26 protein-coding genes are annotated in these 24205 nt (G+C 67.4%); 15 read left to right on the plus strand and 11 right to left on the minus strand.

Annotated elements, in window-relative coordinates:
• Nucleotides 1–123 precede the first annotated feature (123 nt).
• A complete protein-coding gene (locus GBZ48_RS15750; protein WP_343049557.1) occupies nt 124–717 on the minus strand; it encodes a ubiquinol-cytochrome C chaperone family protein in 594 nt (197 codons plus the stop codon).
• A 132-nt stretch (nt 718–849) separates the two neighbouring features.
• Between GBZ48_RS15750 and GBZ48_RS15755 the strand changes: the two genes are divergently transcribed.
• The 9 genes from GBZ48_RS15755 (at nt 850) to GBZ48_RS15795 (ending at nt 9501) form a co-directional block, all read left to right on the plus strand.
• Entirely contained in the window at nt 850–1344 is a 495-nt protein-coding gene (locus GBZ48_RS15755) for an outer membrane protein assembly factor BamE (RefSeq protein ID WP_109051776.1), read from the plus strand.
• A 65-nt stretch (nt 1345–1409) separates the two neighbouring features.
• Nucleotides 1410–2525, plus strand: a complete 1116-nt coding sequence (ribD, locus tag GBZ48_RS15760) for a bifunctional diaminohydroxyphosphoribosylaminopyrimidine deaminase/5-amino-6-(5-phosphoribosylamino)uracil reductase RibD (RefSeq protein WP_174471912.1) — start codon at nt 1410–1412, stop codon at nt 2523–2525.
• Between the two features lie 78 nt (nt 2526–2603).
• The gene (locus GBZ48_RS15765) at nt 2604–3191 is read left to right on the plus strand and encodes a riboflavin synthase (protein ID WP_098740206.1); all 588 of its coding nucleotides are present in this window, start codon (nt 2604–2606) and stop codon (nt 3189–3191) included.
• A complete protein-coding gene (ribB, locus tag GBZ48_RS15770) occupies nt 3188–4327 on the plus strand; it encodes a 3,4-dihydroxy-2-butanone-4-phosphate synthase (RefSeq protein WP_174471883.1) in 1140 nt (379 codons plus the stop codon). The genes GBZ48_RS15765 and ribB overlap by 4 nt, the downstream gene beginning before the upstream one ends.
• A gap of 21 nt (nt 4328–4348) precedes the next feature.
• Nucleotides 4349–4813, plus strand: a complete 465-nt coding sequence (gene ribH / locus GBZ48_RS15775; protein WP_098740208.1) for a 6,7-dimethyl-8-ribityllumazine synthase — start codon at nt 4349–4351, stop codon at nt 4811–4813.
• A 35-nt stretch (nt 4814–4848) separates the two neighbouring features.
• Nucleotides 4849–5436 (plus strand): transcription antitermination factor NusB, encoded by a 588-nt coding sequence (nusB, locus tag GBZ48_RS15780; RefSeq protein WP_174471884.1) that lies wholly within the window; start codon nt 4849–4851, stop codon nt 5434–5436.
• A 174-nt stretch (nt 5437–5610) separates the two neighbouring features.
• Nucleotides 5611–6603 (plus strand): thiamine-phosphate kinase, encoded by a 993-nt coding sequence (gene thiL / locus GBZ48_RS15785; RefSeq protein WP_174471885.1) that lies wholly within the window; start codon nt 5611–5613, stop codon nt 6601–6603.
• A 91-nt stretch (nt 6604–6694) separates the two neighbouring features.
• A complete protein-coding gene (locus GBZ48_RS15790) occupies nt 6695–7153 on the plus strand; it encodes a hypothetical protein (RefSeq protein ID WP_174471886.1) in 459 nt (152 codons plus the stop codon).
• A 245-nt stretch (nt 7154–7398) separates the two neighbouring features.
• A complete protein-coding gene (locus tag GBZ48_RS15795; protein WP_174471887.1) occupies nt 7399–9501 on the plus strand; it encodes a sodium-translocating pyrophosphatase in 2103 nt (700 codons plus the stop codon).
• 70 nt (nt 9502–9571) lie between these two features.
• On the opposite strand, the gene nrdR is transcribed toward GBZ48_RS15795, so the two are convergent.
• The 3 genes from nrdR to rpiB all read right to left on the minus strand — a co-directional run bounded on the left by nrdR (nt 9572) and on the right by rpiB (nt 11958).
• Entirely contained in the window at nt 9572–10039 is a 468-nt protein-coding gene (gene nrdR, locus GBZ48_RS15800) for a transcriptional regulator NrdR (protein ID WP_098740213.1), read from the minus strand.
• A gap of 32 nt (nt 10040–10071) precedes the next feature.
• Complete coding sequence (glyA, locus tag GBZ48_RS15805; protein ID WP_098740214.1) at nt 10072–11373, minus strand: serine hydroxymethyltransferase; 1302 nt, start codon at nt 11371–11373, stop codon at nt 10072–10074.
• A 147-nt stretch (nt 11374–11520) separates the two neighbouring features.
• Nucleotides 11521–11958, minus strand: a complete 438-nt coding sequence (gene rpiB / locus GBZ48_RS15810) for a ribose 5-phosphate isomerase B (protein ID WP_174471888.1) — start codon at nt 11956–11958, stop codon at nt 11521–11523.
• 585 nt (nt 11959–12543) lie between these two features.
• On the opposite strand from rpiB, the gene GBZ48_RS15815 reads away from it, so the two are divergent.
• The gene (locus tag GBZ48_RS15815; protein WP_014247241.1) at nt 12544–12987 is read left to right on the plus strand and encodes a Ros/MucR family transcriptional regulator; all 444 of its coding nucleotides are present in this window, start codon (nt 12544–12546) and stop codon (nt 12985–12987) included.
• A gap of 128 nt (nt 12988–13115) precedes the next feature.
• Here the strand turns inward: GBZ48_RS15815 and GBZ48_RS15820 are convergent, their stop codons facing one another.
• Nucleotides 13116–13598: a hypothetical protein gene (locus GBZ48_RS15820; protein WP_174471913.1), complete on the minus strand. Its 483-nt coding sequence runs from the start codon at nt 13596–13598 to the stop codon at nt 13116–13118.
• Between the two features lie 456 nt (nt 13599–14054).
• Nucleotides 14055–14285 (minus strand): DUF6898 family protein, encoded by a 231-nt coding sequence (locus tag GBZ48_RS15825; RefSeq protein WP_174471889.1) that lies wholly within the window; start codon nt 14283–14285, stop codon nt 14055–14057.
• 169 nt (nt 14286–14454) lie between these two features.
• Between GBZ48_RS15825 and GBZ48_RS15830 the strand changes: the two genes are divergently transcribed.
• The 5 genes from GBZ48_RS15830 (at nt 14455) to GBZ48_RS15850 (ending at nt 18556) form a co-directional block, all read left to right on the plus strand.
• Nucleotides 14455–14967, plus strand: a complete 513-nt coding sequence (locus tag GBZ48_RS15830) for a YciE/YciF ferroxidase family protein (protein ID WP_174471890.1) — start codon at nt 14455–14457, stop codon at nt 14965–14967.
• 126 nt (nt 14968–15093) lie between these two features.
• Nucleotides 15094–15513 (plus strand): hypothetical protein, encoded by a 420-nt coding sequence (locus GBZ48_RS15835; RefSeq protein ID WP_098740218.1) that lies wholly within the window; start codon nt 15094–15096, stop codon nt 15511–15513.
• An 81-nt stretch (nt 15514–15594) separates the two neighbouring features.
• Nucleotides 15595–16005 (plus strand): hypothetical protein, encoded by a 411-nt coding sequence (locus GBZ48_RS15840; protein WP_174471891.1) that lies wholly within the window; start codon nt 15595–15597, stop codon nt 16003–16005.
• Between the two features lie 7 nt (nt 16006–16012).
• A complete protein-coding gene (locus GBZ48_RS15845) occupies nt 16013–16495 on the plus strand; it encodes a GNAT family N-acetyltransferase (RefSeq protein WP_343049558.1) in 483 nt (160 codons plus the stop codon).
• A 375-nt stretch (nt 16496–16870) separates the two neighbouring features.
• Nucleotides 16871–18556: a methyl-accepting chemotaxis protein gene (locus GBZ48_RS15850; RefSeq protein WP_174471892.1), complete on the plus strand. Its 1686-nt coding sequence runs from the start codon at nt 16871–16873 to the stop codon at nt 18554–18556.
• A 39-nt stretch (nt 18557–18595) separates the two neighbouring features.
• On the opposite strand, the gene GBZ48_RS15855 is transcribed toward GBZ48_RS15850, so the two are convergent.
• The 5 genes from GBZ48_RS15855 to pdxH all read right to left on the minus strand — a co-directional run bounded on the left by GBZ48_RS15855 (nt 18596) and on the right by pdxH (nt 24148).
• A complete protein-coding gene (locus GBZ48_RS15855) occupies nt 18596–19417 on the minus strand; it encodes a universal stress protein (RefSeq protein ID WP_174471893.1) in 822 nt (273 codons plus the stop codon).
• A 220-nt stretch (nt 19418–19637) separates the two neighbouring features.
• Nucleotides 19638–20750, minus strand: coding sequence for a hydrogenase formation protein HypD (hypD, locus tag GBZ48_RS15860; protein WP_174471894.1), 1113 nt, complete (start codon nt 20748–20750; stop codon nt 19638–19640).
• Between the two features lie 106 nt (nt 20751–20856).
• Complete coding sequence (locus GBZ48_RS15865; RefSeq protein ID WP_174471895.1) at nt 20857–22248, minus strand: methyl-accepting chemotaxis protein; 1392 nt, start codon at nt 22246–22248, stop codon at nt 20857–20859.
• A 245-nt stretch (nt 22249–22493) separates the two neighbouring features.
• The gene (locus GBZ48_RS15870) at nt 22494–23417 is read right to left on the minus strand and encodes a cation diffusion facilitator family transporter (RefSeq protein ID WP_174471896.1); all 924 of its coding nucleotides are present in this window, start codon (nt 23415–23417) and stop codon (nt 22494–22496) included.
• 98 nt (nt 23418–23515) lie between these two features.
• On the minus strand, nt 23516–24148 hold the full coding sequence (pdxH, locus tag GBZ48_RS15875) for a pyridoxamine 5'-phosphate oxidase (protein WP_174471897.1): 633 nt from the start codon (nt 24146–24148) through the stop codon (nt 23516–23518).
• Between the last annotated feature and the right edge of the window lie 57 nt (nt 24149–24205).

The raw sequence follows: 24205 nt of genomic DNA on the forward strand, positions 1-24205 counted from the left end.
ACGCCCGGCGACACCCGAGTCACATGCAGCCCGCGGCCCGGAAAGGCAAGCCCCCAGACGCGGCGGCAGGCGTCGGCGAGACTCAAGATACCCCAGGGCGACTCTTCATATATAGGGAAGCGGTCAGGCCGGCACCGGTGCGAAGCGGATCTCGCCCCGCATCAGCGACTCCAGCGGCTGGGCGTCGAGCGTCGCGGCACAGCTGCGGACATAGGCGGCCATGGTCGGCAGCACCCCGTCCGGCACCGGATCGACCGTGCCGTAGAGGTTGTTGTCCAGCGCCACCTCCAGCCTGCGTCCGTCGGAGTCGGCCAGCGCCTCGTCATAGGCGCGGATCCGCCCGGCCATCCCGCGCGCCATCGTCTTCACGCGCCGGGCGATGCCGCTGTCGCCGGCCCCCATCTCCAGCAGCGACTTCTCGAAATCGTCGACCATCGTCTCGTAGAGGCGCTGCGACAGTTTGCCCGCCTCCGGCCCCTGCCCCTTCAGCCGGCGCATCACCAGCAGCATGTGCAGCGCCACCATCTCGAACCGCCCGTCCAGGCTGTCGGGTACGGAAAGCGCGCTGTAGAAGCCCGGTTCGCGGGCCTGCCCGACGATGGCGGTGAACAGGCCGCCCACCGCGGCGGCGGTGCGGACACGGTCTCCGCCCCCCACACGACCCGACAAAGGGCCCAGCAGAGGCCCCAGCAAACGGCCGATAAAGCTTCCTGACACGAACGGCAGCCCTTCCCCGACTCGGAGTCTCGTTGACAGGGCGAAGCAGCCGGTGCGATTGTCCCGCCCGGAGACTGTCCACAGCCGTGAACGGCCTCGTTGCCCCGCCGGCTCCATCATAGCCCGAGCACCATGACCAGATCGAACTTTTCCGCCCCCCGCACCGTCATTCGCACCGCCCTGCTGGGCAGCGTCCTGCTCGCCGGCCTCGCCGCGACCGGCTGCTCGCCCACCGTCGCCACCCGCGGCAACCTGACGGACCCGCAGCTGGTGGCGGAACTGCAGCCGGGCCAGAGCCGGCGCGACGACGTCGCCGCGGTGCTGGGCACGCCGACCTCGGTCGGCACCTTCGATCCGAACGTCTGGTACTATATCGGTCAGAAGACCGAGAAGACCGCCTTCTTCGAGCCGGAAGTGACGGAACGCCGCGTCGTCGTCGCCCGGTTCGACGACAACGGCGTCCTGCGCGAGATCAAGACGCTCGACAAGTCGAACGGCCAGGACATCGATCTGGTGGAGCGCACCACGCCCACCGCCGGCCGTGAAATGGGCTTCCTGGAACAGATGATGGGCAACGTCGGCCGCTTCTCCGCCAAGGACACCAAGGGCAAGGGCCCCGGCAGCTGAGCGGCCGGCCGATAGCCCGGCCCGCCGTGCCCGTTCCTTCCGATACGGACGCCGACCTGCGCCACATGCGCGCCGCCCTGTCGCTCGCGGCGCGCGGGCTTGGGCGGACTTGGCCCAATCCCGCGGTCGGCTGCATGCTGGTCCGCGACGGAGCCGTCGTCGGCCGCGGCTGGACCCAGCCCGGCGGCCGCCCCCATGCCGAGACGGAGGCGCTTGCCCGAGCGCGAGCCTTTTCCGGCGGAGCGGAAGGCGCCACCGCCTACGTCACGCTGGAGCCCTGCAACCATTATGGCAAGACGCCGCCCTGCGCACTGGCGCTGGTCGAGGCGAAGGTGGCGCGGGTCGTCGTCGCCTGCCAGGACCCCGACCCGCGGGTTGCCGGCGGTGGGCTGACGCGGCTGCGCGATGCCGGCATCGCGGTCACGACTGGCATCTGCGAGGCCGAGGCGCTGGCCCTGAACGAGGGCTTCTTCAACCGCATCACGCAAGGCCGCCCGCTGGTCACGCTGAAGGTCGCCAGCACGCTGGACGGCCGCATCGCCACCGCCACCGGCAAGTCGCAATGGATCACCGGCCCGACGGCGCGCGCCTGGGGCCACCGGCTGCGCGCCAGCCATGACGCCATCCTGGTCGGCATCGGCACCGCCTTGGCCGACGATCCCGAGCTGAGCTGCCGCCTGCCCGGCCTGGAAGACCGCAGCCCGGTGCGCGTGGTGGTGGACAGCAGCCTCCGCCTGCCGCCCACGGCGAAGCTCGCCACCGGAGCCCGGACCATCCCGACCTGGGTCGTCACCGGCCCCACTCCCGATTCTGCTGCCTATTCCGCCCGAGCCGAGGCTCTGACCGCGCTCGGCGTCGAGCTGATCCCGGTCGCCGCCGGACCCGACGGACGTGTCGATCCCGCCGCCGCGATGACCGCCCTCGCCGCCCGCGGCATCACCCGCGTGCTGGTGGAAGGCGGAGCGTCGATGGCCGGCGCCTTGCTCGGCGCCGGTCTGGTCGACCGGCTGGAGTGGTTCCGCGCCGCCTCGCTGATCGGCGGCGACGGATTGCCGGCGGTCGCCGGCTTCGGAGTCGAGGCGCTGGCCGCGATGGCGCGCTTCGAACGCACCGCCGTCCGCAGCGCCGGCGCCGATCTGGCCGAAAGCTATCGCCGGATCGGCCCCGAAGCGTCGGTCTAGCCCGCGCAACAGACCGTTGCGCCACTTGCGGTGTCGCGCCCGCTTCCCCTGGCCGCGAAACCTGCTAAATTCCCCCGCATGTTCACCGGAATCATCACCGATGTCGGGCGCGTCCGGGCCGTGGAGCGGCAGGGCGACACCCGGTTCACCATCGAGACCGCCTTCGACACGGAGACGATCGCGATCGGGGCGTCCATCGCCCACAACGGCGTCTGCCTGACGGTCATCGAAAAGGGACCGGGGGCCTACGTCATCCAGGCTTCGGGGGAAACCCTGTCGAAGACGACGCTCGGCGGCTGGGAGGCCGGCACGCGCGTCAACCTGGAGCGCGCCCTGAAGGTCGGCGACGAGCTGGGCGGCCACATCGTGTCCGGCCATGTCGACGGCGTCGGCCGTCTGCTGTCGATCCGCCCCGAAGGCGAATCGCTGCGCCTGACCTTCGAGGCACCGGCAACTCTCGCCAAATACATCGCGCCCAAGGGCTCGGTCGCCATCGACGGCGTGTCGCTGACCGTCAACGAGGTCGAGGGCAACCGCTTCGGCGTCAACATCATCCCCCACACCCAGACCGCCACCACGTTCGGCGGGCTGACGGAGGGCGATGCGGTCAATCTCGAAATCGATATGCTGGCGCGCTATGTCGCCCGGCTCGCGGGGCAGGAATGACGTCCGAGTTTCACCACTACCTGTCGACGGCCGAAGAGATCATCGAAGAGGCGCGTCAGGGCAGGATGTTCATCCTGGTCGACGACGAGGACCGGGAGAACGAGGGCGATCTGGTGATCCCCGCCTCCTGCGCCACGCCGGACGCGGTGAACTTCATGGCCAAGCACGGGCGCGGCCTGATCTGCCTGACCATGGACCGGCCGAACATCGAACGGCTGCGACTGCCGCTGATGGCGCAGCAGAACGCGTCGCGCCACCAGACCGCCTTCACCGTCTCCATCGAGGCGCGCGAAGGCGTGACCACCGGCATCTCCGCCGCCGATCGTGCCCGCACCATCGCCGTCGCAATCGACCCGACGTCCGGTCCGCACGACCTCGCCACCCCCGGCCACATCTTCCCGCTGCTGGCGCGTGACGGCGGCGTGCTGGTCCGCGCCGGCCATACCGAGGCCTCTGTTGACATCGCCCGGCTGTCCGGCCATTCCTCGTCCGCCGTGATCTGCGAGATCATGAACGACGATGGCTCCATGGCCCGCCTGCCGGATCTGGTGCAGTTCGCCCAGTTCCACGGGCTGAAGGTCGGCACCATCGCCGACCTGATCGCCTATCGCCGCCGCACCGAGACCATCGTCGAGCAGGTTCTGGCCGGCAATCTCGACAGCCGCTATGGCGGGCGCTTCCAGTCCTACGTCTACATCAACAAGATCCAGTATGCCGAGCACATCGCGCTGGTGCGCGGCGACATCTCCGGCGACGAGCCGGTGCTGGTGCGCATGCATGCCCAATCGGTGCTGGACGACGTGCTGGGCGACCGCAACTCCGGCCGCGACAACGACCTGCATGCCTCGATGGAGCTGATCGCCAAGGAAGGCCGCGGCGTCGTCGTGCTGCTGCGCGAGCCGAACCCGAACGGCCTTTCCACCGTGCTGAAGGCGCGGCTGGAGGGTCAGGCCGGCAGCGTTCCGGAACTGCGCGACTACGGCATCGGCGCGCAGATCCTGCTGGATCTGGGCGTGCGCAAGATGACCCTGATCTCCAACCGCAAGAAGCCGATCATCGGGCTGGAGGGCTACGGCCTGACCGTGGTCGGGCACCGCGCCATCAATCCGGGTGCCGCCGACCCCGGCGAGGACTGAGAAGGGACAGGTCTCCGCCGGATGACCGACACGCCCCACATCATGGTCGTGGACGCCCGCGTCCACGAGGACATCGCCGATGAGCTGGCGCGTGGCGCCGTCGCGGAACTGGACCGCGCCGGGGCCACGCACATCCGCTATGGCGTGCCCGGCTGTCTGGAACTTCCGGCGGCGATCATGTACGCCATCCGCTCCATGGATTTCTTCACCGCCCGCAAGCGTTTCGACGGCTATGTCGCGCTCGGCTGCGTGATCCGGGGCGAGACGACGCGGTACGACACGATCTGTGCCGAAAGCGCCCGCGGCCTGCAGGATCTGGCCCTGCGCTACAGTCTGGCGGTCGGAAACGGCATCCTGACGGTGGAAAACCGCGAGCAGGCCTGGGCGCGGGCCAATGTCGGATCGGTCAATACCGGCGGGCGCGCCGCGCGGGCCTGTCTTGACATGATTGACCTGAAGCGCAAATTCCGCCTCTATCCGCGCTGACCCCGACATCTCCTCTCTTTTAGCGACTGCAGATCATGAGCAACGACGACGCGGGCAGCCCCGTGACACCCGAACGCGCCTCCGGTCAACCGAAGGGCGGCAAGTCCAAGTCCCGCAAGAACAAGACCGGCGGCGGCTCCGCCAAGGCGCGCCGCAAGGCCGCCCGCCTGGCCGCGGCCCAGGCGCTGTACCAGATCGATCTGGCCCAGGCCCCGGTCGAGAATGTCGTCGGCGAGTTCGTCGCCCACCGGCTTGGCGAGGAGATCGACGGCGACAAGTTCGTCTCCGGCGATCCGCAGCTGTTCGCCGACATCGTCCGCGGCGCGATCCACCGCCGGGCCGAGGTCGACGGGGTGCTGGGCGCCGCCCTCGACCCGCGCTTCCCGCTCGACCGGCTGGAGCTGCTGCTGCGCGCCATCCTGCGCGCCGGCGCCTATGAGATCGCGGTGCATATGGACACCCACCCGCGCATCCTCATCAGCGAGTATGTCGACGTCGCCCGCGCCTTCTTCTCCGGCCGCGAGCCGGCGATGGTGAACGGCGTGCTCGACCATGTCGCCCGCGCGCTGCGCGCCGACGATCTCGCCAAGCCCGATCCCGGCCGCAGCGCGGCCGAGGAGTAAGGAGAGACCCTCTCCCGCCCCGGGAGAGGGAGAGACCCGCCGAAGGCGGGAGGGGGAGGGGCGATCCGGACATGGATCCCCTTTGATCCTTGCGAAACCCCTCACCCTTCCCAAGCTCCGCTTGGGCCCCTTCCCTCTCCCGGAGCGGGAGAGGGAACGTGAAGGCGCTCCTCAATGACCAGTCCCACCCTCGGCGAGTTCGGCCGCATCACCCGCTTCTTCAAGCCGCTGGCCGCCGGTTTTCCCGGTGCCCGCGGCCTGCGGGACGATGCCGCCGTGTTCGGCGTGCCGGACGGGCGGGAACTGGTCGTCACCACCGATGCCATGGTCGCCGGGGTGCATTTCTTCCCCGACGATGCGCCGGCCGACATCGCCGCCAAGCTGATGCGCAGCAACCTGTCCGACCTCGCCGCCATGGGGGCGGAGCCGCTGGCCTACACGCTGGTGACTGCCCTGCCCCGCGGCCTGGACGAGTCCTGGCTGGAGGGCTTCGCCGCCGGGCTGGGCGAGGAGCAGCGACAGTTCGGCATTGCGCTGGCCGGCGGCGATTCGGTCTCCACCAGCGGCCCCATCACCCTGTCGGTCACCGCCTTCGGACTGGTCCCCACCGGCCGCGCCCTGCCGCGCTGGGGTGGGCAGCCGGGCGACCGCGTCTTCGTCACCGGCAGCATCGGCGATGCCGCGCTCGGGCTCGAAGTCGCCTATGGCCGTCTCGACATCCCGGATCAGGACACCCGTGCCCATCTGCTGCGCCGCATGCGCCGGCCCGACCCGCGCATGGGTATCGGGCCGCGGCTGATCGGTCTGGCCAGCGGTGCGATGGATGTGTCGGACGGGCTGGTCGCCGACCTCGGCCATCTCTGCGAGGAATCCGGCTGCGCCGCCCTGCTCCACGTTGATGCGGTCCCGCTGTCGGAGGCCGCCCGCGGCGCCATCGACGGCGATCCGGTGAGGCTCGCTCTCGCCATCACCGGCGGCGACGATTACGAGCTTCTGTTCACCGCCCCGCCGTCGGCCGGTGACGCGCTGGCGACCCTGGCCGCCGAATGCGGGGTCGCGATCACCGAGATCGGCGAACTCCGCCCCGGCACGCCCGGCGAGGTCGCGGTGCTGGACGGTGCCGGCGGGCCCTTGCCGCTGACCCGGCGCGGCTGGGACCATTTCTGACCGTCCGGTCCCGACGCCCGGCATTTAAGACAATCGAAAGCATCCGCGGCGCAGGGTTCGGCGATTCGCCGTTTGCGTAAGGTGTGTTGCCGTGGTCAAGGCTCTGATCGTCCTCGTTCTCGGCATCGTGTTGCTGGGCGGCGCCAGCTTCGGCGGATGGTTCGTCTATCAGAAATACTTCACCGAACATCCCGACGCACCGCCGAAGAAGGTGGAGCCGCCACCCAAGCCGCCGACCGCCTTCGTCCGCCTGGCCCCGCTGGTGGTGCCGATGATCGGCCCGACCCGGGTCGAGCAGTTCGTGACCGTCGTGGTCGCGGTGGAAGTGCTTCTGGAAAAGCAGCCGATGGTCCAGGCCAACCAACCGCGCCTGACCGATGCCTTCCTGACCGCGCTCTATGGCGGCATCGCCGACAAATCGATCCTGAACGGGGCTTTGGTCAATATTCCTGCCGTAAAGGTCAAGTTGGTGGAGGCCGCCGGCAAAGTCGTTGGCAAGGACGCGGTCTATGACGTGCTGGTCCAGGCGGTTACGCAGCGCAATCTCTGACCGCCGCCCGCAGCACCCGCAATTTGCACCCATTTTGCGGTGCGTTATCCCGACACTACCCATAAAGGCCAGGGGTACCCCCGGCCATTTCGCCGCGTCGCGCCGCCCCGTGCGGCGGTTGCAAAGCGGCCGCACCGGGCGCATGCTTTTCCCGATAATACTTGCGCCCGACTTCTCCCCCACTTGACCACTGTGGTGGGACCAGCCTTTCCGGGGCGCGACCTTAAAATCAATCGGGGGATGCGATGGCTCTAGCGTTCATCGTCATCATCGCCGCCGGCCTGCTCGCGCTGGCCTACGGTTTTCGTACCGGAAAAGAAGTCATGGCCGCGTCGCCTGGGTCCGAACGGATGCAGGCCATCGCCGCCGCGGTGCAGGAAGGGGCGCGCGCCTATCTGAACCGCCAATACACCACCATCGCCATCGCCGGCGCCGTCCTGCTGGTCATCCTGTGGGTGACGCTGGGCTTTCCGGTGGCCTTTGGCTTCCTGATCGGCGCCGTGCTGTCGGGCAGCGCCGGCTATGTCGGCATGAATGTCTCGGTCCGCGCCAACGTCCGCACGGCGGAAGCCGCCACCCGCGGCCTGGCACCGGCGCTCGACATCGCCTTCAAGTCGGGGGCGATCACCGGCATGCTGGTGGTCGGGCTCGGGTTGCTGGGCGTCGGCGGCTATTTCGGCGTCCTGACGCTGGTTTACCATGTCAGCGATCCCGTCGAGGTCCGCACCGTGCTGGAGGCGCTGGTGGCGCTCAGCTTCGGCGCCTCGCTGATCTCGATCTTCGCCCGGTTGGGCGGCGGCATCTTCACCAAGGGCGCCGACGTCGGCGCCGATCTCGTCGGCAAGGTGGAGGCAGGCATCCCGGAGGACGACCCGCGCAACCCGGCGGTCATCGCCGACAATGTCGGCGACAATGTCGGCGACTGTGCCGGGATGGCCGCCGACCTGTTCGAAACCTACGCCGTCACCATCGTCGCCACCATGCTGTTGGCGGCGATTTTCTTTACCGGCGGCGTGTTGCGGATGATGCTGGTCTATCCGCTGCTGATCGGCGCCGTCTGCATCCTGGCCTCGGTCGCCGGAACCTTTGCGGTGAAGCTCGGCCCCGACAACAACATCATGAAGGCGCTCTACAAGGGGCTGGCCGTCGCGGCCGGCATCTCGCTGGTGTTGATCCTGATCGTCACCGCGATCCTGTTCGGCTTCACCCGCGCCATCACCATGACCGACGGCGTGTCGATCACCGGCTTCAACCTGCTGGTGTCGGCGCTGGTCGGGCTGGGCGTCACCGGCCTCTTGGTCTGGATCACCGAATTCTACACCTCCACCGCCTTCCGCCCGGTGCGCAGCGTCGCCAAGGCGTCGGAAACCGGGCACGGCACCAACGTCATCCAGGGTCTTGCCGTGTCGATGGAATCGACCGCCCTGCCGGTGATCGTCATCTGCGCCGGCATCCTGATCGCCCACGGGCAGGCCGGCGTCTTCGGCATCGGCATCGCCGCGACGACGATGCTGGCGCTGGCCGGCATGGTGGTGGCGCTCGACGCCTATGGGCCGGTCACCGACAATGCCGGCGGCATCGCCGAGATGTCGGATATGCCCGCAAACATCCGCGTCACCACCGACGCGCTGGACGCCGTCGGCAACACGACCAAGGCGGTGACCAAGGGCTATGCCATCGGGTCCGCCGGTCTGGCGGCGCTGGTTCTCTTCGCCGCCTATGTCCAGGACTTGGGTCATTACTTCCCGAACATCCCGGTCGAGTTCCGGCTGAACGACCCCTATGTCGTCGTCGGGCTGCTGGTGGGCGGCCTGCTGCCCTATCTGTTCGGGGCCATGGGCATGACCGCCGTCGGCCGCGCCGCCGGGTCCGTCGTCGTGGAGGTGCGGCGCCAGTTCCGCGAAATCCCCGGCATCATGGAGGGCACCGCCAAGCCCGATTACGGCCGTGCGGTGGACATGCTGACCAAGGCGGCAATCAAGGAGATGATCATCCCCTCGCTGCTGCCGGTTCTGGCCCCGGTGGTCCTCTATCTGGTGATCGCCGCCATCGGCGGGCGGGCGGCCGGCTTCGCGGCGCTGGGCGCCATGCTGCTGGGCACCATCGTCACCGGCATCTTCGTCGCCATTTCGATGACGTCGGGCGGCGGCGCCTGGGACAACGCCAAGAAGTTCATCGAGGAGGGCAATCACGGCGGCAAAGGCTCCGACGCCCACAAGGCGGCGGTGACCGGCGATACCGTCGGCGACCCCTACAAGGACACCGCCGGCCCGGCGGTGAACCCGATGATCAAGATCACCAACATCGTGGCGATCCTGCTGCTGGCGATCCTGGCCCAGGTGGGATGAGGGCTAGGGTGAAGGTTTGGGTGAGGGGCCGGTGCGGGGCAGGACAACCGCCTGCCCCGCACCGAAGCATTTACAGTCCCGGCGAGGCTTCCGGCGCCAGAGTTTCCACGAACTCGTTGAAGTCGGAAGCCTCGCGGAAGTCCTTGTAGACGGAGGCGTAGCGGATATACGCCACCTGATCCATCGTCTGCAGCGCTTCCATGATCTTCTCGCCGATCTGCTTCGACGGGATCTCGCTCTCGCCGGAGGATTCCAGCTGGCGGACCATGCTGTTCACCACCCGGTCGATGCGGTCGGCGTCGATCGGGCGCTTGCGCAGCGCGATCCTCATCGACCGCAGCAGCTTCTCGCGGTCGAAACCTTCGCGCTGGCCGTTGCTCTTCACCACCGTCAGCTCGCGCAGCTGGACGCGTTCGAAGGTGGTGAAGCGGGCGCTGCAACTGGGACAGAAGCGCCGCCGGCGGATTGCCGAGTTGTCTTCGGTCGGGCGCGAGTCCTTGACCTGGGTGTCCTCGTTTCCGCAGAACGGGCAGCGCATCTGGTGGATTCCCCCCTTTACGGCGTGGGCGATTACAGCGTGGGATAGATCGGGAACTGACGGCACAGGCCGCGCACACGCTCGCGCATCGCCGCCTCGACCGCCGTGTTGTCACCGGAGTTGCTGGCGGCCAGACCGTCCAGCGTCTCGACGATCATCTCGCCGACCTGTTTGAACTCGGCGGTGCCGAAACCGCGGGTGGTCGCCGCCGGGCTGCCCAGACGGACGCCGGAGGTGATCATCGGCTTCTGCGGATCGAACGGAACGCCGTTCTTGTTGCAGGTCATGCCGGCATGCTCGAGGCTGGCTTCCGCCGCCTTGCCAGTCAGGTTCTTCGGACGCAGGTCGACCAGCACGATGTGGCTGTCGGTACCGCCCGACACGATGTCCAGCCCGCCGGCGATCAGCGTCTTGGCCAGCACTTGGGCGTTGTCGACCACCGCCTGGGCGTAGGTCTTGAATTCCGGACGCAGCGCCTCGGCGAAGGCAACCGCCTTGGCGGCGATGACATGCATCAGCGGGCCGCCCTGCAGGCCGGGGAAGACGGCCGAGTTGATCTTCTTGGCGATGTCTTCCTTGTTGGTCAGCACCATGCCGCCGCGCGGGCCGCGCAGCGTCTTGTGGGTGGTGGTGGTGACCACGTCGGCATAGGGGAACGGGTTCGGATAGACGCCGCCGGCGATCAGGCCGGCATAGTGGGCGATGTCGACCATGAAGATCGCGCCGACTTCGTCCGCGATGGCGCGGAAGCGCTCATAGTCCAGGACGCGCGGATAGGCGGAGCCGCCGGCGATGATCAGCTTCGGCTTGTGCTCGCGGGCCAGCGCCTCGACCTGATCGAAGTCGATGAGGTGGTCGTCCTTGCGCACGCCGTACTGCACGGCCTTGAACCACTTGCCCGACATGTTGGGGGCGGCGCCGTGGGTCAGGTGGCCGCCGGCGGCCAGCGACATGCCCAGCACGCAGTCGCCCGGCTGCAGCAGGGCCAGCAGGACCGCCTGGTTGGCCTGGGAACCGGAGTTCGGCTGCACGTTGGCGAAATCGCAGCCGAACAGCTTGCAGGCACGCTCGATGGCGAGGTTCTCCGCCACGTCGACGAATTCGCAGCCGCCGTAGTAACGCTTGCCCGGATAGCCTTCGGCATACTTGTTGGTCAGGACCGAGCCCTGCGCTTCCAGCACCGCCTGGGAGACGATGTTCTCGGAGGCGATCAGCTCGATCTGCTCCTGCTGCCGGACCAGCTCGTCGCGCACCGCGCGGGCCAGTTCGGGATCGGTCTCGGCAAGCGAGGCGGCGAAGAAGCGGCCGATCTCTGCGGTGTTGCTGCTGGTCATGGCTGGAGGTTCCTCATCGAAGGGGCGTCAGGCAGGACAGGCGCGCGGCCCGCCTGCCTTCGTCGGGTCTTTCCGGGCTCTGTCGCGTCCCGGTTGCGGGCCTTCACGGCCAAATAATGGGCCAGGAAAAGCGGCGCGAAGACGCGCTCAGCCCATCTTGGCGATGCGGCGGCTGTGACGCTCGCCACCTTCGAAGTCGGTCTTCAGGAAGATCTCGACGCAATCCTTGGCGATCTCCGGCCCGACGATGCGGGCGCCCAGCGCGATCACGTTGGCGTCGTTGTGCTCGCGCGACAGGCGCGCCGTAGTCACGTCATGCACCAGGGCGGCGCGGATACCGGGATGGCGATTGGCGGCAATGCTGATGCCGATGCCGCTGCCGCAGACCAGCACGCCGCGCTGGGCCCGGCCGTCGGTGACGGCGGCGGCCAGCGCCGCGGCGAAGTCCGGGTAATCGACCGAGGCCGGACCGTCGGTACCGAGATCGAGGACGGTGTAGCCGGCGCCCTCAAGCTGCCCTGCGATCTGAGCCTTCAGCTCATAGCCGGCGTGATCGGAAGCGAGTGCCACGGTGCGGACGGTCATGACGGCGGAAACTCCGGTGCGGTCGGTAACGGATACGGGCAGTACGGATGCACAGGCGGCAACCGGGCCGGCGAAGCGGCCTGCAATCGGGCAAAAGACGCCGGCACCCTACCAGATGTCGGTGCCAACCGCCACTGCCACACCATGACGTGGATGCATAGCTAAACCCAACCCCGACCGGCGGCGGTCGATCTGGCGGTCGATTTCCGGCGCGCGATCGGCCGGCGCACAGCCGGAACGGCGCCGACGCCTACCACCGCGAAAGTTCGGCCTCTGTTTTCACCTCTTCGTTGCCGAAGGGGCAAAACAAGGGAGATAGCCGATTCGTTATATGCCGGGGGAATCCGCCAATTGCCGCAACGGAGCCGGGGGAAAATCGCAAGCCGGCGCCTACTAGACGCCCCTTAAAGCTGCGGCACAGCCACAACCGCGCAACGATTTTCAGCGAAGGCTGATTTACGCGGTGTTCCTTTGTTCTGGCCGACAAGAGCAACTAATTTGATGCTTGCCGAAATTATATTGACACCCAAATCACGGTATGCAACTTGGTTCCTACGGACAAATGAAAAACCAGGACACAGTGCAATGAGCGACCAGCTTCGCGCCGATGTACCGGACAATGCGCTGCTGCGGATGACCGCCGACATCGTATCGGCGTATGTCAGCAAGAACGTGTTGCCTGCTCAGCAAATCCCCGACGTGATCAATACGGTCTACTCGTCGCTGACCGGTCTGAATGGTCAGCCCCGTGAGGTCGCGGCGGAGCCGCTGAAGCCGGCCGTTCCGATTCGTAAGTCAGTGACGCCCGAATACATCGTCTGCCTGGAAGACGGGAAGAAGTTGAAGATGCTGAAGCGGCACCTTCGCTCGACCTACAACATGTCGCCGGACGAGTATCGCGCACGCTGGGGACTTCCGCCCGACTATCCGATGGTCGCGCCGAACTATGCGGCGCAGCGTTCGGAATTCGCCAAGCGCATCGGCCTGGGCCGCAGTTCCGGCCGCCAGACCCGCCGTAAGGCCGGTTGATCGAGTAAAGTCCGTATGCAACACGGGCCGATCCACCAGGGAGTCGGCCCGTGTGCGTGTCCGGTCGATGGCAAAACCATCCGACTGGTTGAAGGTGCGAATCGGTCGCGGTACGCGGTCCGCAAGCCTCAGTTGGCGCATCCCTTGCGGCCCGACAGTCGGCAGTTGAAACGGTCGACATTTCGACTCAATTCGCGCCCGGTCGACACATTTTCTTCGTTCAGGCAGGTCAGATAGCTCATCGACTTGTCGACGTAATCCTTCACCTCGCCCTGACAGGACGACATCTTGTCGGCGCTGAGGAAGGTCGCCTGATCGTCCATGCACAGCGGCACGCCCGGCTTCAGGCAGCCCGCGGCCGGCGTCGTCGGTTGCGGGGCGGTCAAGGGCGGACCACCGTTTGCCGTCCCGCCAGCGGCGCCGGCAGCGCCGGGAGCGGACTGACGGCCGCCATGGTCCTGTGCGCCATGGCCCGGCTTCTGGGTCGGCTGGGACGAGGCGGCCAGCGCCGCCTGCGGGATCGCCAGGATCGGCAAGGCAGCAACCGAAGCGGTGGCCGTCAATGCCGCCGACATCAGCGACACGCGCAGGAAAGCCGTCACGCCCAGCATCCTGAAGCCCGGCGACCTGAAGCCTGCCGCCCTGAAACCCGCCGCCTTAAAACCCAACATGGCCTCGATCCTCTGGCGTTTCATTTTTCTGCCCGAAGGCCGGCGCGGAAAACAGCCCGGCCGACACCCGGCTTAACCGGCTGAACGGCGCAGGAAAAGGGGCTTTCCTTATGCGCCATTCGTTCAGAGATGCGCGGTTCTACAAGCGTTACACCCCCTGCGCCAGTGTCAACGGGCAGGCATAGGTCTACTGTCGGGGTCGAGCGGTTCGCTCTACGACCGGCGGGCCGACCCAGCGTCGGGGCCGCCGGCGGAGGCATGCCGGCGCTCACCATCAGCAAAAGCCAGACTTCGATACGCGCCGCCCGGCCCCGTCCGGCGGCGCGTTTTCTTTTCGCATCTTGCGAAGAAGGGCAGTCCACGGCAGACACACAACTCTTGGGTGTTCTGGCTGGATCAATAAAGTCCGCCGCCCCGCTTCGGCCCCGGCTTGACCGGCGCGGCGGGTCCGACGCCCTTGTTCTGCACGAAGCGCAGCTTGTTGATCGCCGTCCGCTTCAACAGTTCCTGGCTGCCGGTTGCCGGACCGGCCACCGTCACCTCGACGCCGGTCCTGGCATCGATGGCGGTCACCCGCAGATAGCTGCCGACCCGCTGGAACTCGAACAGCACGTCACCGTCGGTCATGCCCAATGCCCTCCCTTGGCCCGGTTCCACATCGCCCGGCCCTCCTTACCCTAAGGTCAGTCCACGTTCGAGACCGCAACACCCGGCGGCCATCGCTGTTGTCCACCCAGCCATTCGGCGCGCAGGAGCCCCGCTCCGCCAACCCCCACTGCGAGGAAGGACCACCAAAATGGCCGCCAAGACGATGCAGGATCTGCTGATCGAGGATCTTCGCGACATTTACCACGCCGAGAAGCAGATCGCGAAGGCCCTGCCCAAGATGGCCAAGGCCGCCAGCTCCGACCAACTGCGCCAGGCGTTCGAAACCCATCTGGAACAGACCCATGGGCAGATCGAGCGGCTTCAGCAGGTGTTCGAGGAGTTGGATACCCGTCCGCGCGGCAAGCATTGCGACGCGATGGAGGGCCTGATCAGCGAAGCCCAGGAAATCCTGGAAATGGGTCTGGCGCCCGAGGTGCAGGACGCCGCCTTGATCGCCGCCGCCCAGAAGGTGGAGCATTACGAGATCGCCAGCTATGGCACGCTGCATGCCTTCGCCACCGCCTGCGGCCTCGACAAGGTCGCCCAGCTGCTGGATGAGACGCTGCAGGAGGAAAAGGACACCGACACGCTGCTGAACAAGCTGGCGATCGGCGACGTCAACAAGAAGGCGATGGCGGCAAGCGCCAAGAAAGCCGCCTGACCCCATAATCCCTCAAGTCTTCCGTGACCAATCGTCCCCGGCCCTGCATAAGGGCCGGACCCCGGTTGCAAGCGCCGCGTCGGACCGATAGCATCCCCGCTGTCCGGTCCTTCGCGGTGTTCTGTCATGCGTCGCCTTTTGTGTGCCTTCGGCCTTGCCCTGTTCCTGACGCTGCCGTCGGCGCCATCGGCCGTTGCGAACGAGGGGGCGCCGGGCGCCCTTCCGCCGTCGGTGCGGATCAAGCCGCTGATGGTCCCGGTGGTGAATGCCGGACGGATCGAGAAATACACCCAGGTCGAAGTGAACCTGGAGATCGGCAACGCCCTGAAGCTGGGCGAGGTGCAGCTCAGCATCCCGCGCCTGCACGACGCCATCCTGACCGCCATCTACAAGGGCGTGGATGAGGGCTGGATCGTCCGCGGCAACATCGCGAACGTCCCCGCCCTGCGCCGCCGCATCGACGAATCGGTGATCGCCATGTTCGGCAAGGACGTGGTCAGCCGCATCCTCATCACGCCCATCGCGCGGCAGTCGTCGCTGCAATAGACTGCTCCCCGGAAAGCCTCGTCATTCCAGGCTCCGTATTAAGGCCCCATGCTAAGGCCCCATACTAAGGATCGACTCGTCATGCCCCTCGTCTATGTCGCGCGCAGCGCCGCCCTGACCAAATGGGCGTCCGACGTCGGACAGGGAAAGCACATCTACAAGCTGGGCATCGCGGAGGATGAGGCCGCGGTCAAGGCGGCGGTCGCCGCCGGCTGGGGTGGCGAATCCGACTGGAAACTGATCCAGATCAAGCCGGTCGATGAGCTGGACGAGGAAACCGCGCTGGCCCGGCTCAGCCGGCGCGAGAAGGCGATCGATCCCACCTATTACCCGCGGTTGAAGGGGGCGGCCGGCGTGTACCGCATCACCCTGACCAACGTGCAGAACAGCCTGCTGGTCGCCAAGGCGATGACCGCCGACGAGCCGCTGACCGACATCAAGGTGAAGCCCAAGGACATCGCCGACTACATGATCCGCAACGCGATTGCCTGAGCGTCCTGTGAAGACCTCCCCGCCGCCCATCCGCCGCGTCGCTTTCGATGCCCTGACGCTGCGCGACCTGCACGACATGCTGGCCCTGCGCAGCCGTGTGTTCGTGGTCGAGCAGGCCTCCCCCTACCCCGACATCGACGGCCGCGATCCCGGAGCGCTTCACCTCATCGCGCTGGACGAGGCGGGCGTCATCGTCGGCTGCGCCCGCTGCCTCGGCCCGGATGGAGATGGGCCGGATGAAGAGAAATCGGACGCGCCGGTTTCCTTCGGCCGTCTGGCGGTCGACCCGTCGCAACGCTCCACCGGGCTGGGGCGGGCGCTGGTGGCGGAGTCTCTGACGGTGCTGGCGGAGCGCTGGCCCGGCCGCGACGTGGTCATCGGCGCGCAGCAACATCTCGAACGCTTCTACGGCAGCTTCGGCTTCGTCCGGGACACCGACCCGTACGACGATTTCGGTATTCCCCACATCGACATGCGGCTTCGGCGCTGACGCTTCCCTTGCCGGCGATCCGCCGCTGAAACTGCGTCGAGACACCTCCCTTACAGCCGCCCCACCATCGCCAGCACGGCGATGCGACACAATGCCCCATGCATACAGGGGCATTGCTGCCCGCGGCTGCCTGCGGCCTGGGGAAGACAACGGGGCGTTGTTATTCCTTCGTTTGCTGGCGAGGCGTAAGCCTTACGTAACAGACCGATGATTTCGTCATACGTAGAATTTTCGATGATCGAAATCGAAATCGTTGACGTATCAGTTCTCACATTCGATAGGGTAAGGCATTCACCCTTTCGTATGCAACTCCGAAGGCGAGGCGACTGTCCCCGCGAATCAAAAGGCCTGTCCGGCTACATAAGGGGCAAGACGATGTCCTGGTTCACCAATCTCCGCATTGGCGGAAAGCTGCTGACGGCATTTGCTGCATTGATCGTCATCATTGGCGCAATCAGCATCGCCAACTATTCGACTCTATCGTCGATCCAGTCCTCCATCGGCTGGACGATCCACACCTACCGCGTGATCCAGACCACCGATGCGGCGATGACGGCGATGGTCGATCAGGAAACCGGTCTGCGCGGCTATCTGGTCAGCGGCGATCCGGCCTTCCTCGAGCCCTACCGCTCCGGCGCGCAGGCGTTCGAGCGTGCCCTGGCCGAGGTGAAGTCGCTAACCGCCGACAACCCGCAGCAGCAGGCCCGGCTGGAGGAGTTGCGCAGGCACGCCGCCACATGGCGCGAGACGGTGGCGGAAAAGGAAATTGCCCTGATGTCCAAGGCCGATACGCGTGAGGAGGCCCGCGCGATGGAGGCGAAGGCGTTGGGCAAGGCGTCGATGGACGGCATCCGCGCCCTGGTCCGGCAGATCGAGGACGCCGAGCGTGCTCTGCTGATCGTGCGCGACGCGGAGCAGAAGACCGCCTTCTCGACCGGCTACCTCACCGCCATCGCCGGCGCGCTCATTTCCCTTCTGGTCGCGGTGGCCGCCGGGCTGGTGCTGCGCGGGTCCATCGCCACGCCCATCGTCGCCATGACCGCCGCCATGGCACGGCTGGCCGGCGGTGACCGCGCGGTCGAGGTGCCCGGCGTCGGCCGCAGGGACGAGGTCGGTGCCATGGCCGAGGCGGTGGATGTCTTCAAGCGCAACGCCATCGAAGCCGACCGCCTTTCCGCCGCCCAGCGCGCCGAGGAGGAGGCCAAGGCCCGCCGCTCCGCCCGTCTGGAGGAACTGATGCGCGCCTTCGAGGGCAACGTCACCGCGGTGGTGCAGAGCCTGTCGGGTGCGGCGAGCCAGATGCAGCAGTCGGCCGGCGCGCTGACCAGCACCGCCGACGAGACCAACCGCCAGAGCACCACGGTGGCGTCGGCCGCCGAACAGGCTTCCGCCAACGTCCAGACCGTCGCTGCCGCGGCGGAAGAGTTGTCGTCCTCCATCGCCGAGATCGGCCGTCAGGTCGCCCAGTCGACGCGCGTCGCCGAACAGGCGGTCAGCGGCGCCAACCGCGCCAACGGCGTGGTGTCCGGCCTCGCCGAAGGGGCGCAGAAGATCGGCGAGGTGGTGGACCTCATCAACAACATCGCGGCGCAGACCAATCTTCTGGCGCTGAACGCGACCATCGAGGCCGCACGCGCCGGCGAGGCCGGAAAGGGCTTTGCCGTCGTGGCCAGCGAGGTGAAGAGCCTTGCCAACCAGACCGCCAAGGCGACCGAGGACATCACCGGCCAGATCGCCACCATCCAGGGCGCGACGCGCGAGGCGGTTTCCGCCATCGACGAGATCGGCCGCATCATCACCGAGATCAGCCAGATCTCCGCGACCATCGCCTCGGCGGTCGAACAGCAGAGCGCCGCGACCCAGGAAATCAGCCGCAATGTCCAGGAAGCGGCCCAGGGCACCCAGCAGGTGACCGGCAACATCGTCGGCGTCACCCGCGCCGCCGGAGACACCGGCCGCGCCGCCGGCGAAGTCCGCAGCGTCGCCGACCATCTGACCGGCGAATCCACCCGCCTGCGCCAGGAGGTGGAGAGCTTCCTCAACGGGGTAAAGGCGGCGTGATGAAGCGGGGGGCGACGCGGTGCCCCCCTGCCCCAGTCATCAATGCGACAGCAGCAGCGGCACCGGGCAGGTGCGCAGCACATGCCGCGTCCCGCTGCCGCGGTGCAGGAACGGGAAGCCGTAATGCCCGTGGGCGCCCATCACCAGCAGGTCGGCGCCGGTGTCCATGGCCCGGGCCAGCAGGGCGTCCATCGCACCGATGTCGGTCACGGTGAAATGGGTCTGCTCCGCCGTCACGCCGTGGAAGGCGAGATGGTCGAGCACGCCGACGCGCGGCGTCTCGGACGCGGAGGAGGAGGCCTGGGTCAGCACGGTGATGACCGTCACCTCCTTGGCCTTCTCCAGCATCGGCATGGCGTCGGACAGGGCGCGGGCGGCCTCGCGCTCGGCATTCCAGGCGACGGCCACACGCTGGCCGATGGCGGCGAAGCGGCCGGCATAGGGGATGACCAGCACCGGCCGGCCGGAATTCAGCACCACCTGCTCGTTCAACTCCTCCGGCGCCGCCTGCGATCCCGCCTCGCGGTCATACTGGCCCAGCACCGTCAGGTCGGCGAAGCGCGACCAGATGATGACCTCGCGGATGACATGGTTGTACTCGCCATGGGTCAGGCCGTGCCAGTGGCCCTGCAGCCCGGATGCGGCGAGCTTTTCCTTGAACAGTGCCTCGCTGCGGGATGCCGCCTCACCCAGATGGTCGCTGGACCGGCGGGCGATCACGCTGGTGGCGTTGCGGTCGCCCTGCGCGAACAGGCCGCGCAGGAAGGCGCCATGACGCTGGGCCAGCGCGATGGCGGCATCGAGACGCGCCTCGACATGCGGGCTGCTGTCGAGATGGACGAGGATGTGCTTGTAGGTCATGCGGGCCCTCCCGGTATGAAATGCGAAGTCTTATGACGTCTGCGGTTCTCCGCCGGGCCGGCCGATGTGGGCGATCTGTGGGATGATCGGCGGGCCGGCGGATTGTTTCATATGCATCATGTTCAGCCGGGCGGCGTTCGTCCAGCAGCGTTCTGCCGGCCTGCGGCGAGAGGTCGCACGGGGCCGAAGCAGCCGTCCGGAAAACCGATCCGGGAACCGGTCAGGCGTCGCGGAACCGTCCGTAGGTGTAATGCGCGGCGCACGCGCCCTCGGCCGAGACCATGCAGGACCCCATGGGGTTTTCCGGGGTGCAGACGGTGTCGAACAGCTTGCAGTCGACCGGCCGCTTCACCCCACGCAGGATGGCGCCGCAATCGCAGCCCTTGTGGTCGGGAACGCTGGCGCCGGCGATGGGAAAGCGCCGTTCGGCGTCGAAGGCGGCATAGGCGTCGCGCAGCTTCAACCCGCTGTGCGGGATGCTGCCCAGCCCGCGCCATTCGAAGGACGGCCGGGTCTCGAAAATCTCCAGCACCAGCGCCTGGGCCTTGCGGTTGCCGTCGGCGGTGACGGCGCGGGTGAACTGGTTCTCGACCTCGGCCCGCCCGTCGTTGATCTGGCGGACCAGCATCAGGATGGATTGCAGCACGTCGAGCGGCTCGAAGCCGGAGATCACCACCGGTTTGCCATGCTCCGCCGCGGCCGGAGCGTAGGCCTCCGACCCGATGACGACCGAGACATGGGCCGGACCGACGAACCCGTCGAGCGACAGACCTTCATCGGCCCCGGCCAGGATGCCCTGGATGGCCGACGGGGTGAGCACATGGTTGCAGAAGACGGAGAAGTTGGTCAGCCCCTGCGCTGCGGCGGCACGGACGGCCAGCGCCGTCGGCGGAGTCGTCGTCTCGAAGCCGATGGCGAGGAACACCACCTGCCGGTCCGGATTCTCGGCGGCGATGCGCACGGCCGCATCGGCGGTCACCACCATCCGCACGTCGGCCCCCTGCGCCTTGGCCTTCAGCAGGCTGAGCCGCCCCGATCCCGGCACGCGCATCACGTCGCCATAGGTGCACAGCGTCACCTCCGGCCGGCGGGCGAGCGCGATGGCGTCGTCGATCCGCCCGACCGGCAGCACGCAGACCGGGCAGCCCGGCCCGTGGATCATCCGCACATTGCCGGGCAGCAGGTCGGGGATGCCATAGCGGGAGATGGCGTGGGTGTGGCCGCCGCAAAACTCCATCAGGTGATAGGAGCGGTCGGCCCGCACCTCCCGCGCGATGGCGGCGGCGACGTTGCGGGCCAGAACCGGATCGCGGAACTCTTCGACGTATTTCATGGTCGCTCCCTCTGCCCCGCCATTTCACCCGCAAGGCTGATCGTATGCTTTGATACGGATCAAGAGGGAAGTCCGGGAAATCGTCCCGCCATCAGACCTTGACCATTCACACCTTGTAGGCCAGCCGCAGCCCGCCCCAATGGCGTCCGCGCACGGTGACGGGAGCGGAGACGTCCTTCATCAGCGTGAACTTCCCGCCGCCCATGTCGCGCCGGTAGGTCTGGAGCAGAAAGGGCTTGGTGCTGCGGCCGGCGGCCAGCCCGACGCGGTCGTTGAAGATGCGGCGGTTGCGGCAGTTGGCGGCGTTCCAGACCGGGTCGCGGCCCTGGGGCTGGCTGAACTGACGGTTGTGGGTGGGCAGATAGCCGTTCTCGTCCACCGCCACGCAGAAGACGATGCGGCCGTTGGCCGACAGCACCGGCTCCTGGATGCCGGGCAGGACGCGGTCGCACAGCTCGGTGTAGCGGGTCATCATCTGCTGCGGGGCCGATCCGGCGACCGGCCGGTACTGGCGGTCGAACAGGTCGGATTCGCTGATGTCGCCGCGGGCCAGCGCATCCTCGAAGGCGGCGGAGACCTTCGCGGCGGCATCCTTCACCGCGGCGATGAAGGGGGTGTCGACCGTCTCGATGTTCAGTTCGGCGGTAACGCCGATCAGCCGCTCGCTCATCCCGACCAGATTGTTCACCCGGTCGCGCGCCTGGGCCAGATTCTCGCTGGACAGCTTCACGCCCACCGCCAGATCGGCGATCTCGCGCTCCAGCTCACCGCAATTGCCGCCGATCTCGGCCGACGCGGCATCGATCTTGTCGGTCTCGCCGTTCAGCTCGCGCATGGCACGGCCGACGGTCTCGATCACCGTGCCGATGGCGGTGGTCCCTTCGCTGACCGCGCGGGCCTTGGCGGCGCTGGCGGCGCTCTCCGCCATCAGGCGCTGCGCCTGCTCGTTCAGGGACTTCAGCGTCGCATCGATCTCGGTCGTCGCCTCGCTGGTCTTGGTGGACAGCGACTTCACCTCGTTCGCCACCACGGCGAAACCGCGCCCGGCATCGCCGGCGCGTGCCGCCTCGATGGTGGCATTCAACGCCAGCAGGTTGGTCTGCTTGGCGATGGTGAAGATCTCCTTGGCGACCTTGCCGACGCGGTCGAGCGCGTCGCGCAGCCCGGCGATCTGCCCTTCGATCCCCGTCACCGACGACACCAGGGAATGGATGTCGGACAATGACTTCTGCACGCGGTCGTGGGAACTGTCGACCTCCTGCCGCGCCTGTTCGGTGACCGAGCGCGCGATGGCGGAGGCCTGGGAAATCCGGTCCGTGCTGCGCGACATCTTTGCGCCGGTGTCACGCAGTTGGGTGAACACCTCCGACTGGTGGGTGACGCGGGCGTTCACATCCTCGATGTGGCCGGCGATATCCGCGATCTCGATACCGAGATTGCCAGCCTCTTCCGCGATGTCCGCGATCAGATGCGGACGAAGCCCAAAGCCACCATCCATTATGTTCACCATTCTTGCTGTTTTATAACCGAGCGCTTTCTCCCAAGAACTATTATTGCGCTTTTGATACAGATTCGCAACGAACGGGGTGACCGAGTCGAACCCGGCACCCCTGTCCATTGGTAGGATACCTTAAGGAGAAGCTGCGCCCAGTGATTGTGCGGTAACAAAAGTTGGACGCGAAATGCGGGTTATCCCGCAATACGGTTCCGTATCACGGACTGGCTTGCGCAACTTTTCCGCCGTCAGCCGGCAATGCGGTGATCCAGCCTTTCGTCGACCAGACCGGCGGGCTCCTGATGGACCAGCACTTCGGCATTGGTGAAGGCGTCGCGCAGCCGCGTCTCCACCCGGTCGGCGATCTCGTGCGCGGCGGTCAGGGTCAGGCCGCCGTCCAGTTCCAGATGCAGCTCGATGAACCGGCCGGTGCCGGCATTGCGGGTGCGCAGGTCGTGCAGGCCGCGCACCCCCGGCTCTGCCAGTGCCAGTTCGGCGATGCGGTCGCGCTCCTCTTCCGCCAGTTCGCGGTCCATCAGCACGTCCAGCGCGTCGCGCGCCACGCCGCGGGCGCCGTTCAGCAGGAACAGCGCGATGCCGATGCCGAACAGCGGGTCGACCACGGTCAGCCCGGTGGCCTCGGTCAGCAGGATGGCGACGATGACGGCACCGTTCATCAGCAGGTCGCCGGAATAATGCAGCCGGTCCGCCCCGATGGCGACCGATCCCGTGGCACTCTGCACCCGGCGCTGGAAGGTGATCAGCCCGGCGGTCAGCAGGATCGACAGCAGCATCACCGCGATGCCCATCGTCCCCTCGGCGATCGGCTCCGGCCGGACCAGCCGCCGCACCGCCTCGATGCTCAGCAGCACGGCGGAGCCGCCGATGAAGGCCGCCTGGGCAAGCGCCGCCAGCGCCTCCGCCTTGCCATGGCCGAACCGGTGGTTGGCATCGGCCGGGCGCAGGGCATGGCGGACCCCCAGCAGCGTCACCACCGAGGCCATCAGGTCGGTGCAGGAATCGATCAGCGAGGACAGGATGCTGACCGACTCGGTCAGGAGATAGGCGCCCAGCTTCGCCGCGATCAGGGTGGAGGCCACCGACACGCTGGCATAGGTGGCGTAGCGGCGCAGGCGGTCCGCCGATGCCGCGTTTTCCGCATTGTCGCTCACTCGTCCCCCCACTCCGCAAGACTGGCCGGCATGGCCGGCGCGACCGTAGCGGCCCGTCCTTACAGGTCGCTTACGGCCGCACCGCACTGAACTTCCCCTTACGGATAAAGATGCTCGGTCGTCCAACCCGGCGCATCGGCGTCCGTTCCGTCCGCCCGCTGGCCCTCCGCCCGCTGGAACACCAGCCGGTCATGCAGGCGGAACGGACGGTCGCGCCAGAACTCGATGCGCGACGGCAGGACGCGGAAACCGGTCCAGTGCGGCGGCCGCGGCACCGTGCCGATGGCGTATTTGGCGGCGAACTGCGCGACGCGCTTCTCCAGCTCCCACCGGCCTTCCAGCGGGCGCGACTGCTGCGAGGCCCAGGCGCCGATCCGGCTGTCGCGCGGACGGCTCTCGAAATAGGCGTCGGCCTCGGCGTCGGTGACGATCTCCACCGGCCCCTCGACCCGCACCTGACGGCGCAGGCTCTTCCAGTGGAAGCACAGGGCGGCGTTCCGATTCGCCAGCAGCTGCGTGCCCTTCCGGCTCTCGGTGTTGGTGTAGAAGACGAAACCGCGCGGATCGATCCCCTTCAGCAGCACCATCCGCACCGACGGAATGCCGCTGGCGTCGGCCGTGGCCAGCGCCATGGCGTTGGGATCGTTGGGCTCGCTCTGCTCCGCCTCCCTCATCCAGTCGGCGAAGAGGTCATAGGGGGAGCGGGGATTGCGGTCGTTGCTGTCCGTCATTCCTGGGTCCTGTCTCGATGGGTCCAGCACCTCCGGGCGGGTGGCGCGCGGCCGGTG

Source organism: Azospirillum melinis, assembly GCF_013340935.1.
Lineage (GTDB): Bacteria > Pseudomonadota > Alphaproteobacteria > Azospirillales > Azospirillaceae > Azospirillum > Azospirillum melinis.